Origin of the sequence: Rothia sp. HMSC065C12, assembly GCF_001812085.1 — a bacterium.
Taxonomy (GTDB): Bacteria; Actinomycetota; Actinomycetes; order Actinomycetales; family Micrococcaceae; genus Rothia; species Rothia mucilaginosa.
Genome location: NZ_KV807670.1, coordinates 70,188 through 84,669, shown reverse-complemented (window position 1 = coordinate 84,669; position 14,482 = coordinate 70,188). Strand labels below are relative to the sequence as shown.

At 59.1% G+C, this 14,482-nt stretch carries 13 protein-coding genes; 7 read left to right on the top strand and 6 right to left on the bottom strand.

Annotation, left to right across the window (positions count from 1 at the left end; genetic code table 11):
• Nucleotides 1–7: 7 nt before the first annotated feature.
• Entirely contained in the window at nt 8–937 is a 930-nt protein-coding gene (gene rsmI / locus HMPREF2836_RS00585; protein WP_070629028.1) for a 16S rRNA (cytidine(1402)-2'-O)-methyltransferase, read from the bottom strand.
• 184 nt (nt 938–1,121) lie between these two features.
• Between rsmI and HMPREF2836_RS00580 the strand changes: the two genes are divergently transcribed.
• A complete protein-coding gene (locus tag HMPREF2836_RS00580; protein ID WP_070629025.1) occupies nt 1,122–2,768 on the top strand; it encodes a dolichyl-phosphate-mannose--protein mannosyltransferase in 1,647 nt (548 codons plus the stop codon).
• Between the two features lie 120 nt (nt 2,769–2,888).
• Here HMPREF2836_RS00580 and HMPREF2836_RS00575 read toward each other — a convergent pair whose 3' ends face one another.
• The 3 genes from HMPREF2836_RS00575 to HMPREF2836_RS00565 all read right to left on the bottom strand — a co-directional run bounded on the left by HMPREF2836_RS00575 (nt 2,889) and on the right by HMPREF2836_RS00565 (nt 5,035).
• Nucleotides 2,889–4,223 (bottom strand): DUF1461 domain-containing protein, encoded by a 1,335-nt coding sequence (locus HMPREF2836_RS00575; protein ID WP_070629024.1) that lies wholly within the window; start codon nt 4,221–4,223, stop codon nt 2,889–2,891.
• Nucleotides 4,224–4,370: 147 nt separating this feature from the next.
• Nucleotides 4,371–4,598, bottom strand: coding sequence for a DUF3499 family protein (locus tag HMPREF2836_RS00570; protein WP_070614652.1), 228 nt, complete (start codon nt 4,596–4,598; stop codon nt 4,371–4,373).
• A gap of 20 nt (nt 4,599–4,618) precedes the next feature.
• Entirely contained in the window at nt 4,619–5,035 is a 417-nt protein-coding gene (locus HMPREF2836_RS00565; RefSeq protein ID WP_070629020.1) for a WhiB family transcriptional regulator, read from the bottom strand.
• A gap of 662 nt (nt 5,036–5,697) precedes the next feature.
• Here HMPREF2836_RS00565 and HMPREF2836_RS00560 point away from each other — a divergent pair.
• Nucleotides 5,698–6,501, top strand: a complete 804-nt coding sequence (locus tag HMPREF2836_RS00560; protein WP_070629019.1) for a TIGR03089 family protein — start codon at nt 5,698–5,700, stop codon at nt 6,499–6,501.
• A 107-nt stretch (nt 6,502–6,608) separates the two neighbouring features.
• Here HMPREF2836_RS00560 and HMPREF2836_RS00555 read toward each other — a convergent pair whose 3' ends face one another.
• The gene (locus HMPREF2836_RS00555; protein ID WP_070629018.1) at nt 6,609–7,226 is read right to left on the bottom strand and encodes a GtrA family protein; all 618 of its coding nucleotides are present in this window, start codon (nt 7,224–7,226) and stop codon (nt 6,609–6,611) included.
• Nucleotides 7,227–7,565: 339 nt separating this feature from the next.
• Here HMPREF2836_RS00555 and HMPREF2836_RS00550 point away from each other — a divergent pair, with 339 nt between their 5' ends.
• The 3 genes from HMPREF2836_RS00550 (at nt 7,566) to HMPREF2836_RS00540 (ending at nt 10,515) form a co-directional block, all read left to right on the top strand.
• Nucleotides 7,566–8,756 carry a 5-(carboxyamino)imidazole ribonucleotide synthase gene (locus tag HMPREF2836_RS00550; RefSeq protein ID WP_070629017.1) on the top strand — a complete coding sequence of 397 codons (1,191 nt, stop codon included), beginning with the start codon at nt 7,566–7,568 and terminating at the stop codon, nt 8,754–8,756.
• 99 nt (nt 8,757–8,855) lie between these two features.
• Complete coding sequence (purE, locus tag HMPREF2836_RS00545) at nt 8,856–9,494, top strand: 5-(carboxyamino)imidazole ribonucleotide mutase (protein WP_070629016.1); 639 nt, start codon at nt 8,856–8,858, stop codon at nt 9,492–9,494.
• 19 nt (nt 9,495–9,513) lie between these two features.
• On the top strand, nt 9,514–10,515 hold the full coding sequence (locus tag HMPREF2836_RS00540) for a lipid II:glycine glycyltransferase FemX (RefSeq protein WP_070629014.1): 1,002 nt from the start codon (nt 9,514–9,516) through the stop codon (nt 10,513–10,515).
• 151 nt (nt 10,516–10,666) lie between these two features.
• Here HMPREF2836_RS00540 and glpX read toward each other — a convergent pair whose 3' ends face one another.
• Nucleotides 10,667–11,674, bottom strand: coding sequence for a class II fructose-bisphosphatase (gene glpX, locus HMPREF2836_RS00535; RefSeq protein WP_049355000.1), 1,008 nt, complete (start codon nt 11,672–11,674; stop codon nt 10,667–10,669).
• A gap of 417 nt (nt 11,675–12,091) precedes the next feature.
• Here glpX and HMPREF2836_RS00530 point away from each other — a divergent pair, with 417 nt between their 5' ends.
• Together HMPREF2836_RS00530 and HMPREF2836_RS00525 are read left to right on the top strand one after the other, a co-directional pair.
• Nucleotides 12,092–12,811 (top strand): carbonic anhydrase, encoded by a 720-nt coding sequence (locus tag HMPREF2836_RS00530; protein WP_005508935.1) that lies wholly within the window; start codon nt 12,092–12,094, stop codon nt 12,809–12,811.
• Between the two features lie 224 nt (nt 12,812–13,035).
• Nucleotides 13,036–14,442, top strand: a complete 1,407-nt coding sequence (locus tag HMPREF2836_RS00525) for a class II fumarate hydratase (RefSeq protein ID WP_049338717.1) — start codon at nt 13,036–13,038, stop codon at nt 14,440–14,442.
• Nucleotides 14,443–14,482: the final 40 nt, after the last annotated feature.

Genomic DNA, 14,482 nt, shown 5'->3' with positions numbered 1-14,482 from the left:
TTTTGGGTTATTCGGAGCGGGCAGCCAGGGCTGCCTCGTACAGGTCACGCTTGGAGGTGCCGGTCTCGGCAGCGACCGCGGCGCAGGCGCTCTTGAGGCGCTCGCCGCCAGCCACACGGTCGAGGACTAGCTGCACGACGTCCCGCGCTTCGGGGGTTTCGGGAGCTTGTGTGCCCTCAACAATAATGACGATTTCGCCTCGGACGCGTTCAGACTCAGCCCATTCGGCAAGCTCAGCCAGGGTACCGCGTCGAACCTCTTCGTGAAGCTTAGTTAGCTCACGGCTGACCGTTCCGCGGCGGTCAGCGCCGAAGATCTGCACGAAGTCTGCCAGGGTTGCGGCAGTGCGGTGCGGGGATTCGTAGAAAATCATGGTGCGTTCCTCCCCCGCCAACGATGCAAGACGGCGGGTGCGCTCGGAGCCCTTGCGGGCGAGGAAGCCTTCGAAGGTGAAGCGTCCGGTGGGCAGGCCGGAGAGCGCGAGCGCGGTCAACGCAGCGGAGGGGCCGGGCACCACGGTGACGGGCAGGTCGGCTTCCGCGACGGCTGCGGCGGCAACGTAGCCGGGGTCGGAGATGGTGGGCATGCCTGCATCCGAGAGAAGGAGCACGCGCTGGCCGTCCTGCACCGCCTGCACGATGGTTGCGCTACGTTCTTCTTCGTTATGGTCGTGGTTGACGATGACGCGACCGCGAGTGCGCACGCCAAGCCCGGAGGCGAGGGTTCGTAGCTTGCGGGTGTCTTCAACGGCGATGAGGTCTGCGGTGGCAAGAGCCGAGCGCAGTCGATCGGAGGCGTCAGCGAGGTTGCCGATGGGGGTGCCGCCGAGGATGAGCACGCCGCCTTCTTCGGAGGTGACAGCGACGTCAGCCTGGGGTGCCTCGACCGTTTCTGAGGGGTCGACGATCTCTTCGGTGTATTCTGCGGGTGCGGTCATGGCAGGCCTCGTGTCTGTGTCTGGTCTTCGTGTACCCACTAAGTGTAACGCCCGCGCTCTGTCCGGCGCCGGGTGATCTTGCCGGGCGGGGCGCTGCGTCAGGCGCAGGTTCAGGGTGCTTCATATAAGCCGTTCACGGGCTGAAATGGTGCATCGTGCGTTCTGACCCTTTAGGATTGATGGGGTGAAGATACCTAAGCTACTTTCTCCCGCATCTGCCGCTCCGGTTGGTCCGGCCGATTTGACCCGTTCTTCGTCTGAACGCGGTCGTTACGGCCTCGATTCTCTGCTGGATGCGCTCGCTGTTGCCTATATTCGTGCCCCGCGTTGGGGTTGGTTGGCGCCTGCATTGATTGTGCTGGTTGCCGGAATTCTGCGTTTTTATAATTTGGCGCATCCGAATGCCATTGTTTTTGATGAGACGTACTACGCCAAGGACGCCTACTCGTATGTGTATTATGGCTATGAGTTGAGCTGGTCGAAGGACGCTAATGCGTCCTTTGCTGCCGGTCACCCGTCGGGTCTGTTGACGGATTCGCCAGAGTATGTGGTGCATCCACCGTTGGGTAAGTGGATGATTGCCGCGGGCATGGCGATTTTTGGTGATAATAATCCCTTTGGTTGGCGTGTTTCTGCTGCGGTGATTGGCACCCTGTCGGTGGCTTTGATTGCCTATGTTGGCTGGTTGCTGTTCCGTTCGATGACGGTGGCGACTATTGCGGCGTTGCTGGCTGCTGTGGATGGTCTGATGCTGGTGGAGTCTCGTCTGGCTCTGCTGGATATTTTCCAGATGTTCTGGATTCTCGCGACTTTTGTGTGTCTGGTGCTTGACCGTATTCAGGCGCGGCGCGTGTTGGCGCGCAATATTGCGGAGGCGGCACGCCAGAATAGCGGTGTGCTTCCGCCGATGCCGTGGGGCCCGAGCATGGGCCTGCGCCTGTGGCGTTTCGCTGCCGGTGTGTGTGCCGGTGCCGCGGTGGGTGTGAAGTGGAATTCGCTGTTCTTTATTGCGGCGATGGGTCTGCTGACGGTGTTCTGGGATATTAATGCTCGCCGTATTGTGGGCCTGGACAAGTGGGGTTTGACGGCGCTGGTGCGTGACGGCATCCCCGCGTTCTTCCAGATGATTGGTGTGGGTCTGCTGGTGTATTTGAGCACCTGGGCAGGCTGGTTCCAGTCGTCGAATGCGTATTTCCGCCGTTGGGCTGTTGAGAACCCGGGCAAGGGTGTCATGTGGCTTCCTGAGGATCTGCGTTCCCTGTGGGAGTACCATGTGTCGGCGTTTAAGTTCCATTCTGGTTTGAGTAGCCCGCATACGTATGCTTCGCAGGCGTGGCAGTGGCTGGTTTTGGGTCGCCCGACCTCGTACTACTATGAGTCGCCGAAGCTGGGTTCTTCGGGTTGTACCGTGAAGTCCTGTTCCGAGGCTATTTTGAATATCGGTAACCCGGCGATTTGGTGGGCGTTTATTCCGGCGATTATTGTGGCGCTTCTGGTCCTGCTGTTGAAGCGTGATTGGCGTTTTGGTGCGCTGCTGGTTGTGTTCGGCGCGGGCTATTTCCCGTGGTTTATGTACCCGACCCGCACGATGTTCTATTTCTACGCGCTGTCCTTTGAGCCATTCCTGATCCTGCTGTTGGCGGGTGTTTTGGGTCTGGCGCTGTCGGGTGCTCGCGGTTCGGTGTTGCGTGCCCGTTTGGGCGTGACGCTGGTGGCGATTTACCTGGTGGGTGTGCTCATGTTGAGTGCGTACTTTATGCCGCTGTGGACTGCTCAGGTGATTCCGTATGAGCAGTGGTATTCGCACATGTGGTTTAAGTCCTGGATTTAGGGCTCGAGCGATACGAGCTTGGGTATAGCGAAGGGGGCTGGGTTCTACCGTGTGGTAGAGCCCAGCCCCCTTTGTTGTGCCCTTTCCGCGCTGGTTTGCACGGTGAAGCGGCTGATGATTTTAGTTCTCGCCGACTCGTGCGGAGGCGAGCTTGACGCGCAGTTCCTGGCGTTCCTGGCGGCGGCGTTCTGCCTTGAGCTTGCGGTATTTGGTGGGCCAGGTGGTCACGAGCAGGAGCGTAATCTGCGCTGCTACGAGGACCGCTACGGCGATTGCCGCGTCGATCCAGAATTGCGGCGGGTAGAGGCGAATCAGGGAGCTTCGTACGGAGAATTCCCAGTTGCCCTGCGGGAAGAACACCTGGTGGAAGGTGGTAAACAGCCATTCCCAACCGAAGACGCCCACAACGCCGAGCACCGCGATGAGTCCCAGGGTAATCCACGCGCCACAGAAGAGGCTACGGCGGATGGTGCCGGGGGCGCGCTCGCGCAGGGAGATGCTGCTAAAGAGCGTCAGCAGGAAGAATGCGGCAACGGCTACGGTGGCGATGAGCAGTACCCATTTCACGTCGTGCATGTGGTTCACTTCTGCTTCGGTGAAGGCGAGGGTGTTGTCGGCACCGGTGGTGACGCGGGCGAGGTATTCGCGCGGCGCGAAGTTGTTGATGTAGTCCACGCCATAAGAGCCCAGGCGCATCCTCTCGACGAGGTAGTAGCCGTAGCTGTCTTCGGGGAATCCGGGGCGGTGGTATTCGAGCCAGAGGAAGGGCGCGGAGGCTACAGCGCGGATTGCGATCATGAGTACGGTCAGCGGTACGGTGAGCGCGATGAGGGTTGCGCGGAGCTTGAGGAAGCGCGGGGTGTCTTCCACGGCGTCTTCGCGGGCTGCGGCGCGTTCTGCAGCTTCGGGCGAGGCAGCCAGGGAAGATAGCGGTGCGTTGGGGTCCGCGACTGCGTGGGTGTGACCGGTGCGAGTGGTTTCGGTGCGGTACTTGCGTCCGGCGGTGAAGGCGCTTGCCGCCTCCGCGGTAGCGACGGTTTCTGCTTCAGCCGCATTTTCAGCTTCTGCTGCTGCAGCTGCTTCTGCTTCGGCTGCCCTCTGCATGGTTTCGCGGTTGAGGTCGCTGAGGGTCGGGTTTTTGGGGGTGCTCTGCGAGTCGCGCACGAGGGGCACGAAGCCGGTGGAGACGTTGGTGCGGGTGCGTACGCGGGTGCCGACACCCTGTTCGCGGAGTTTGCTACGTGCGGGGACGACGGGTACGGAGCCGGTAGGCAAGTCGGGTTCTTCGGCGACGGTGGGTACGTCTGCTACGATGCGTCCGAAGGCTCCGGTGTGCGGTGCAGGTTCGCTAGTCACGGTCTCTGCTCGGCGAGCTTTGAGGAGTTCTTCGGCGCTATTTCGACGGATGGCCGGGCGCAGTGCGCCCCACATTCCTCGGTGTGTTTCTTTGCTCATGGATCTCGCGTTCTTTTCGAGTGAATGGTGTTTGAGTGAGTTGCGGGTGTCTGTACTATCTGCCAGTTTCTCATACGCAAAGAACCTTCCGCATGAATTCACGGAAGGTTCTTTGCATTCGGGTGTTTAAATTCTTGGGTTCGAATTCTAGGATTCGGTGGTGTCCGAACCCTGGACGGGTACCTTGTAGACCACTCGCCAACCCTGCGGTGCCGTCAGCCGTGCAGCGTGATCATCGCAGAGGTCGTAGGCGTGGGGCTCACGAAATTCAGAGAGAGCGCCGATGATGGCCGTGGAGTCTGCGTAGGAGTACTGGAGAGTAACAGTCGCCTCTCGCTGGCAGGTCTGGCGGGAGCACAGTCGTGCGGTCTGCATGTGGGTGGTACCTTCCTGGCTTAGTTCGCCTGCTTACGCAGTCGGCGGCGTTCACGTTCTGACAGGCCGCCCCAGATTCCGAAGCGCTCGTCATTGTCCATTGCATATTGTAGACATTCTTCGCGCACGGGGCATACACCGCATACCCTTTTGGCGTCTCGGGTGGAGCCACCTTTCTCGGGGAAGAAGGCTTCGGGGTCGGTTTGGGCGCAGAGCGCTTCAGCTTGCCAGGCGAGTTCTCCGTCTTCGCCTTCGGTTCCGTAGAGTCCTGCCGCTGCGGTCCATACGTCGGTGCAGGCAGGAGCGTTTCGTTCTGCGTCTGATAGAAAGGCGTCGGCGGCTTTTTCGAGGGATTGAGTGGGATTCATGCTACGGTGCTGAGCGCCTGATGCGCGCGCGGCCGCGATGGAGCGGTCCGATGCAATGTAGGAGCCCATGGGTTTTCCTTCCGTGTTCTCATTGTGAGCTTAATGAGTCTGCGGATCCGTCGTGGACGGAATCTTAGTGTGTATGGTGTGGCATGGTTTGCTCTGGCCTCTACGGTCCCCCAAAGCAAACGTGCTTATATATCTATTAGACGTGCGACACGCCGATTCGTCAAACTAGACTTAAACAATATTTAGATGTATGTGTTGCGGGCGTCATATTTAATGTAAATTTGACCTTTATACATTTTTACGCCTGCCACCCCTTCTTGCTTGCAACCAAGGGCTACCTCAAGTTTTCCACTCCTCATATTGGCACCCACTAGGGCAGTAGCCCACAGAAAATCCGCATTCTGACCGCAAATATAGATCCCCGGTTTAGGTGTCCACACCACCTCTGCAGAAACAAAGAAGATAATTAGATGAAAAAAGTTTATCTTTTTTCACCATGCAGTTTCTGAATATTTTTTCGGGGCATTGCGAAGCATTTACATTTCAAATTCATATTTATGCCATATTTCAAATGCACTTTAGATCTGTCAAATATTTTCAGGTATTAGGTTTTTACAAGCCCCTTAGGAGCTTTTGCTTTACGCCTGTATCTTTAGCCCAGTGTTTCGCGTCCTTCCCAATGCCCTCAACCAGCGCGTTAGAGGTGCTGTAGAGTGAAACACATGGTTACTCTCTCCCCCGCCGGCGCATCCATGCCCACAACTCTGAATCGCTTCTTTGAGAAGCTCAGCAGCCAGCAGACCCCCGCCCTCATCTGGTACTCAGCAAACGGCGAGCGCATCGAGCTCTCCGGCAGGGTCATCATGAATTGGGTTGATAAGAGCGCAAACCTGCTGGTTGAAGAATGCGAGCTGGAGCCCGGTGAGGGTTTTGACCTCCAAGCACCTCTGCACTGGCGCACTATTGTTCTGGGCCTGGCGGTACTGCGCGTGGGCGCTCTCCTCGATCAGGATGAGCCGCTGGTTGCCGCGGTCTGCACCGAGCAGGAGGCGGGCTACACGAATGACCCCGCGTACCTTCTGGCGGTTGACCGTGCACCGCTGGCGCTTTCCTACACCGGCGATCTGCAGGCGCTGGCTCCGCACGCCGAGGAGGTGCTCGATTACTGCGCCCTGGTGCGTAGCTTTGGCGACCAGTACTCGGGTCTACTTCCCGATGATTCGGTAGAAATCATTGAGGGTTTCAGCTACGCGGAAGCCTACGAGCAGGCTCTCACGCAGGCACAGGCCTATCGTACGGCGGGCTATACGCTACCTTCGGGGCAGCGTGCGCTCGCTTTGGAGTTGAGCCCCGACTACGGTTTTGATGCCTCGGAGGCGACCTTGAGCACCCTGTTGGAGGTTCTGGCGATTTTGCTCTCCGGTCATGCGGTGTTTGTGGCTGACCCGAGCGTCAACTGGCAGGGTGAGCAGCTTGCATCCCTGATGGCGTCCGAGCGTGCGGCGGAGATTCCCCGCGGCGAGTGATTCTTCCAAGTTTCCTGGATTTTAAAAAACTTATCCCCCGATACGCGCCGTATCGGGGGATAAGTTTTTAGAACACGTCTTAGCTGATGGTCGGTGTTAGGCGGGGTCTAGGAGTGCTGCGAACCGGGATTCGCCTGTGGCTCGGGTGCGGCTGCTTCAGAGGTAGCCTTACGTGCTGCAGGCTCTTCGCCGTCGAGAATGGCGGCAGCTTCGTCAAACATTCGGCCGAGCTCTTCGTGGTCGGTGCCTTCACCTTCGTCAACCTTCTGGCGGTGCGAACCGTAGACCCAGAAGCGGTAGAGGAAGTAGCGAAGAATGGTACCCAGGATGGTACCGATAATCGTACCGGAGATGAAGGACGCCTCGGGGGTGCGCAGGTTCAGCACGTAGGTACTGAATGCCACACAGCCTGCCTCAACGAGGATGCCGAGCAGGTTCACCAGACCAAATTCGATGGCTTCGCGCTTCCAGTTTTCGGAGCGGGAGTCGCGGAAGGTCCACAGACGGTTCATGAGCCACGAGAAGATGGTTGCAACGATACTTGCAATAATCTTCGCCTTGGTGTGAGCCTCCGACATGACGGTTATCATCAGCACCCACACCGTCACAGAGTTCACGATGAAGGCGGCGCCGCCCACGGTACCGAATTTGAGAACCTCAATACCGTAGCTGTCCCAGAGGGATTTCAAGCGTTCGGTGAGGGTCGGTTTCGTCTGTGCGCTCATGCGGGACCTATCTAGAGGAGTTCAGGGGAAAGAGCTGGCACTGTTACGGTGGGTGTCATTCATGCCGCCACTATGGAGTGCGTCAGCCTCTTTTACAAGCTCTTATATGTTATTACAGTCCCGGTTGGTTGTTTGTACCTTTGAGAGTTTTTCCACAGACCTCCCAGCTAACGAGACATTCCCTTTCATCTCACGTTGACTGGGCAGAAGGCAGGTTTTTACGATTTCTTCCGGCTTTTACGCCCAAATATTGGGCTCTGCCGCCCAGCTAAACCCATTCTGTGACCTTAATGTGGTCTTGCTCCCATAAGCACTCTGAAACCGGTACACTTAGGTGCTGTGACTTACCCTGTGACTGGACCCGTAATTGGCGTCATCGGCGGAGGCCAGCTGGCCCGCATGATGGCTCCCGCAGCAACTAACCTTGGCCTGAACCTGCAGATTCTCGCGGAGGCGCCCACCGTCGGCGCCGTGGCAGCGGTACGTACCGCCCCCGTCGGGGACTACAAAGATCTGGACACCCTCCGCGAATTTGCTCGCGGCAAGGATGTCATCACTTTCGACCATGAGCATGTGCCCACCGAATTTCTGCGCACCCTCATGGCGGAGGGTGTGAATGTTCAGCCCCGTCCCGAAGCTCTCCAGTACGCTCAGGACAAGCTCCTGATGCGCGCCGCTATTGAGCGTCTGGGCCTGCCGAACCCCCGCTGGGCTAAGGTTTCTACCCTGGACGAACTACTCGCCTTCGGCGATGAAATCGGCTGGCCCGTGGTGCTGAAGACCCCGCGCGGCGGCTACGACGGCAAGGGCGTACTCGTTCTGGATTCCCCCGAGGAGGCTCGCGAGCGCAGCGCCGAATGGTTCGAGCAGCTGCCTTCCCGCACCGATTTCTCCGCCCTACTTGCCGAGGAGAAAGTACCCTTCACCCGTGAGCTCTCCGCTCTAGTGGCTCGCCGTGAAAGCGGCGAGGTGCGCCCCTGGCCGGTCGTTGAGACCATCCAGGTGAACTCCATCTGTGACGAGGTCATTGCACCCGCACAGGACCTGGACCCCGAGATCGCTGAGGCTGCCGCAGCCGCTGCTGTGTCCATTGCCTCCGAGCTGGGCGTGACCGGTGTAATGGCGGCTGAGCTTTTCGAGGTTCCCGGCTCCCCCGCCGGCTTCTACATCAACGAGCTGGCGATGCGCCCGCACAACACCGGTCACTGGACTCAGGACGGCTCGGTGACCAGCCAGTTCGAGCAGCACCTGCGTGCGGTACTTGACCTTCCGCTGGGTGATACCTCCGTGTTGGAGGGTGTTGCCGTGATGAAGAACTACCTGGGCGGCGAGAACGAAGATATCTTTGGCGTCTACCCGCTGGCGCTTTCGGCTGAACCGCGCGCAAAGATTCACTTCTACGGCAAGGAAACCCGCCCGGGCCGCAAGATTGGTCACGTGAATATTTCTGGCACGGTGGCTGAGCTTGAGGCGTTGCGTCATAGCGCCGCGAATGCCGCCTCCATTTTGCGTGACGGCCGCCCCCTGTAGCCCTATTTTTAGCCGGTGCGTGGGGTGAGAGCATCCTGCGTATCCGACGCACCCTATTGATGGTGGTTCGCCACCGCATCCTGAAAGGATATGAGGATTATGTCTCAGTCTCCCTATAATTCTTCCCAGCCCATTGTTGGCATTGTGATGGGTTCGGATTCGGATTGGTCGGTCATGGAGGCCGCGGCCGAGGTTCTGGACGAGTTCGGCATCCCTTACGAGGCTGATGTTGTTTCTGCACACCGCATGCCCGAGGACATGATTGAGTACGGCAAGAAGGCTCACAGCCGCGGTATTCGCGTGATTATTGCCGGTGCCGGCGGCGCCGCTCATCTGCCCGGTATGCTCGCTTCCGTCACCGCTCTGCCTGTGATTGGTGTTCCGGTGCGTCTGAAGAACCTCGAGGGCATGGACTCGCTGCTGTCGATTGTTCAGATGCCCGCCGGTGTTCCGGTAGCTACCGTCTCCATTAACGGCGCTCGCAATGCGGGTCTGCTGGCTCTGCGTATTCTGGGTTCGGGCACCGATGCGTTTGCTCAGCAGGTTCACGCTGATTTGCGTCAGTTCTCTCAGAATCTGCGCCAGACCGCAATGGACAAGGGAGCCGCTCTGCGCACCCGAGTTGCCGAGGCGAAGGCAAAGGCAGCGGCCGAGCGCGAGGCGGAGGAGAGCTCCTCCGCACCCCGCCCCGTTTCTGCTCCCGAGGCTTCGTCGGAGCCCCAGGCTTACGTTCCCTAAGCTCGGATACACTAGAAGGATGAGCAATATTCTTCAGTCCGATATTTGGGCACGTTTTCAGGAATCTAATGGTCACACCGTAATTCGTAAGAGCGGTAACGGCTGGTCGTACCTTGCAACCGTTGAGGGCGGCGCTACCGGCCGCTACCTGTACAGCCCGTACGGACCGGTCGCCTCCAGCGCTGTGGCTTTTGATGAGGCTCTCGCGTCGTTGAAGGAAGAGGCCGCGAAGCTTCGTTGCCTGTTTGTGCGCATTGAGCCTACTGAATCCGCTATTTGGGGCGATCAGGATGCGGCTGCTTTCTTGGCTCGTCGCGGTGCGGTTCTGGCTCCTCGCCAGGTGCAGCCTTCGCACACTCAGATTATTGATCTTTCGGGCACTGAGGACGAAATCCTCAAGGGAATGAGCTCCAGTTACCGTAATCGTCATCGTAATCTCCACAAAAAGGGCGTGACCGTTGAGGTGTCGACCAATCCCTCGGATATGACGATTCTCTTCGGCTTCCTCGAGGAAACCGCGGACCGTAACGGTTTTAACCGTCAGCAGGATGAGTACCTGATGCAGGTTGCTCGCGTGCTGATGCCCGCCGGTGCGGCGTCCCTGTACATTGCGAAGCTGACCGATGAGAACGGTGAGAGCACCCCGATTGCGGCGGCGTTTGTGTACGATTCGGATGACACCCGCACCTACGCGCACGCTGCGGCTTCCTTCGAGCACCGCAACCTTAGTGCAGGTGTTGTGGTGGTGACGAACTTTATCCTGGACGCTAAGCGTAAGGGCCTGAAGTACGTTGACCTCTTCGGCATCGCGCCGGAGGATCAGCCGGATCACGAGTGGGCCGGTTTCACGAAGTTCAAGAAGTCCTTCGGCGGCGAGTCCGTGGAGTACCCGGGTACCTGGGATGTGCCGGTCACCTCGCTGGGTTACCGCGCCTACACCCTGGCGTACAAGGCTCGTCCTGCGGTTTGCGATGCAGTGGCAAAGGCGAAGGCAAAGGTTCAGTCCTTCCGCTCTCGCTAACGACTTCAGGCGCCCCAATCTGGGTAGGTTCTGAGAGCTAAAAGCTAAATATACGAGCTCAATATACGGGCTAAATATACAAAGGAGCCGCCTCCGACCGAATCACTCGGTCGGGGGCGGCTCCTTTATGCTTGGGGGCTACCTCAAGGGCTTATGCTTCGCCGGGGCTCTTGGTGTGCGAGAGGATCTCGCGCAGGCGGGAGAGGCGGTGCTCAGCCTCAACGGTGCGCACGGTGCCCGAGGAGGAACGCATGACCAGCGACTGGGTGGTCACAACGTTCTTGCTGTAGCGCACGCCGCGCAGCAGCTTGCCGTCGGTGATACCGGTTGCGGCGAAGAAGCAGTTGTCGCTGGTGACCAGGTCGTTGGTGGTCAGCACGCGGTCCAGGTCGTGACCGGCTTCCAGTGCCTTCTCGCGCTCAGCCTCGTCGGTCGGTGCCAGACGGCCCTGAATCACACCGCCGGTTGCCTTGATAGCGCACGCTGCGACGACGCCTTCGGGGGTGCCGCCGGTGCCGAGCATCAGGTCCACGCCGGTGTTCTCGCGGCAAGCTGCGATAGCGCCTGCGACGTCACCGTCGAGGATGATGCGGGTACGGGCGCCTGCCTCGCGAATCTCCTGGATCAGCTTGGCGTGGCGGGGGCGGTCCAGCACACAGACGGTCAGCTCGCTGACCTTCTTGCCCTTAGCCTTAGCGACCAGGTGCAGGTTCTGCTTGACGGGCAGGCGCAGGTCCACGAACTCTGCGGCTTCGGGGCCGGTGACCAGCTTCTCCATGTAGAACACTGCGGAGGGGTCGAACATGGTGCCGCCGTCTGCCACAGCAATCACGGAGAGGGCGTTGTCCATGCCGAGTGCGGTCAGGCGGGTACCGTCGATGGGGTCCACTGCCACGTCGAGGGAGGGGCCGGAGCCGTCGCCGACGTTCTCGCCGTTGTACAGCATGGGAGCCTTGTCCTTCTCGCCTTCACCGATGACGACGGTGCCGTTGAAGTTAACGGTGGAGAGGCGGTAACGCATGGCGTCGACAGCTGCGCCGTCTGCGAGGTTCTTTTCACCAGCGCCAACCCAGGGGCCTGCGGCGATAGCTGCGGCTTCGGTGGCACGCACCAGTTCCATTGCGAGGTTGCGGTCGCCGTGGTTATTGTTCGTAGTCATAGACTCACCTTCGAGATTTCTGAATACACTGTCGGCTGGCTGGTTCTTTCCAGCGCGAAGTCGCCGACGCAGTAGTGCTCCTTTCAGGATAGCGCGCTCAGGCTTCGTTTTTCTTGTTCTGAACGAGTTTGCGTGCGTGTTGACTGTAAGGTGAGCAGATGCGGCATATTGGTGAGGGCTGCGTCTCCCTTCGACACTTCATACGCTCTGAGGTGCTGATTTTGGGTGTTGTGAAGGCGCGCCAAACTAGCTATTTTTCGCATATTTAAGGCATATTTGAGGTAGGTTCTTTCTCCGGGAGGCTCCCGGCGAGAAACTCAGCTTCAGCGCAAGCGCCTGAAGCCCCACATACCCGTTCGCAGATTCGCTGGCTCCGACGGCACGCGTTATCTGTATTTGTCCGCTAAGGAGCATCACATGGCTGGCATCCAACCGACTCCCGCAGAAGCATGGAAGCGTCTGAAGGACGGTAACCGCCGTTTTGTTGAGGGTAGCAATGAGCACCCCAACCAGGACACGATTCGCCGTACCGACCTGGCATCGGGTCAGTTCCCGTTCGCCTCGATTTTCGGTTGCGGTGACTCTCGCCTCGCGGCAGAGATTATTTTTGATCTGGGCCTGGGCGACGCGTTCGTGGTGCGTACCGCCGGTCATGTGCTGGAGAATGCCGCGCTCGGTTCGTTGGAGTACGCGGTTGATGAGTTTGAGACCCCTATCGTGATGGTTCTCGGTCACGACTCCTGCGGTGCTGTGACTGCGGCCAGCAAGTCCCTGGAGTCCGGTGAGATGCCGCACGGCTTCATCCGTAACCTGGTGCAGCACATCCTGCCTTCGGTGATGTCCCCGAAGCTGCCGGAGAACCCGGTCGTCAACGACATGGTGCGTGAGCACACCCGCCAGACCGCCATCCGAATTATTGAGCAGTCCCACATCATTTCGGATGCAGTGGTTGAGGGTAAGGTCGCCGTGATTGGTGTCTTCTACCATCTGAAGGAAGGTAAGGCAGAGCTGGTGTTCAGCTCGCAGGACCTGACCCTGCCGGAGGAGAAGAACGACGCGCAGAACCCGCCGACTCAGACGCTTCCGGTGGTCGTGAAGACTCCCCCGCGCGTTGTGGTTGCCGAGAACCTGGACTAGGTTTCCTCTTCTCCGCTCATTACGAGCCTTAGCGCGAGAACCCACATGCTCGCACTTAAGAACAGATTTTTCTATGGGATACCCCCGCCACGGTAGCGTGTTCGCACATCTACCGGGGCGGGGTTTTTACGTGCCTTCTCACGCCTCAAAATTTATGAGCGTTTTTCCTCTTTTGACACCTTTTCGAGGCGACGTAAGCCACTTTGAACGCCTATCCTAGAGGTATGGCTGAAAACATTGAATACCGCATTGAACATGACACCATGGGCGAAGTTCGCGTTCCGGCTGATGCACTCTACCGTGCACAGACCCAGCGCGCAGTCGAGAACTTCCCGATTTCGGGTCAGACCCTCGAATCCGCTCATATTCGTGCGCTTGCCCTCGTGAAGAAGGCAGCCGCGACCGCCAATGAGGAACTCAAGGTGCTCGACGCTGAGCGTGCCCAGGCTATCCGCGACGCAGCGGATCTGGTAGCAACCGGTAAGTACGACGCCCACTTCCCCATTGACGTCTTCCAGACCGGTTCCGGTACCTCCTCGAACATGAACGCGAATGAGGTTCTGGCAACCCTGGCAACCCGTTCCCTAGAGTCCAAGGGCATTGAGGTTCACCCCAATGACCACGTGAACGCTTCCCAGTCCTCCAACGACGTCTTCCCCACCTCCGTGCACGTTGCTGTGACCGAGGCTCTGGTGAAGGACCTGATTCCCGCTCTCGAGGTGCTCGCTGAGTCCCTGGAGCGCAAGTCCGCAGAGTTCAAGGACGTTGTGAAGTCCGGTCGTACCCACCTGATGGACGCAACCCCCATCACCCTGGGCCAGGAGTTCTCCGGCTACGCCGCAACCGTACGTTACGGCATTGAGCGTGTGAACGCTTCCCTGCCTCGCGTGGCTGAGGTTCCCCTGGGCGGTACCGCTGTGGGTACCGGCATTAACACCCCGGACGGCTTCTCCGCTCGCGTGATTGAGCTGCTCGCTGAGGAGACTGGCCTGCCCCTGACCGAGGCTCGTAACCACTTCGAGGCTCAGGCTAACCGTGACGGCCTGATTGAGGTTTCCGGTCAGTTGCGCACCCTGGCATACGGCCTGATGAAGATCAGCAACGACATCCGCTGGATGGGTTCGGGCCCGAACACCGGCCTGGGCGAGCTGCACATCCCCGATCTGCAGCCCGGCTCCTCGATTATGCCCGGTAAGGTCAACCCCGTGATTTGTGAGGCTACCATCATGGTTGCCGCTCAGGTTATCGGTAACGACGCAACCATTGCTTTGTCTTCCACTAACGGCGCGTTTGAGCTGAACGTGGGTATCCCGGTGATGGCTGCTAACCTGCTGCAGTCGATCCGCCTGCTCGCTAATGTTTCTCGCGTTTCGGCTGAGAAGATGATTGACGGTCTGACCGCTAACGTTGACCGTTGCCGCTTCCTGGCTGAGGCTTCGCCGTCGACCGTGACCCCGCTGAACAAGCTGATTGGTTACGAGGCTGCTGCGAAGATCGCTAAGTACTCGGTGGCTCACAAGGTGACTGTCCGTGAGGCAGTTGTGGCTCTGGGTTACGTGGAGCGCGGCGAAGTGACTGAGGAGCAGCTGGATGCGGCTCTGGACGTCACCAAGATGCTGGGCAACTTCTAATCTCACCCCGCCTGAACCTCGCCTGAGGTTCGCGGCTTAA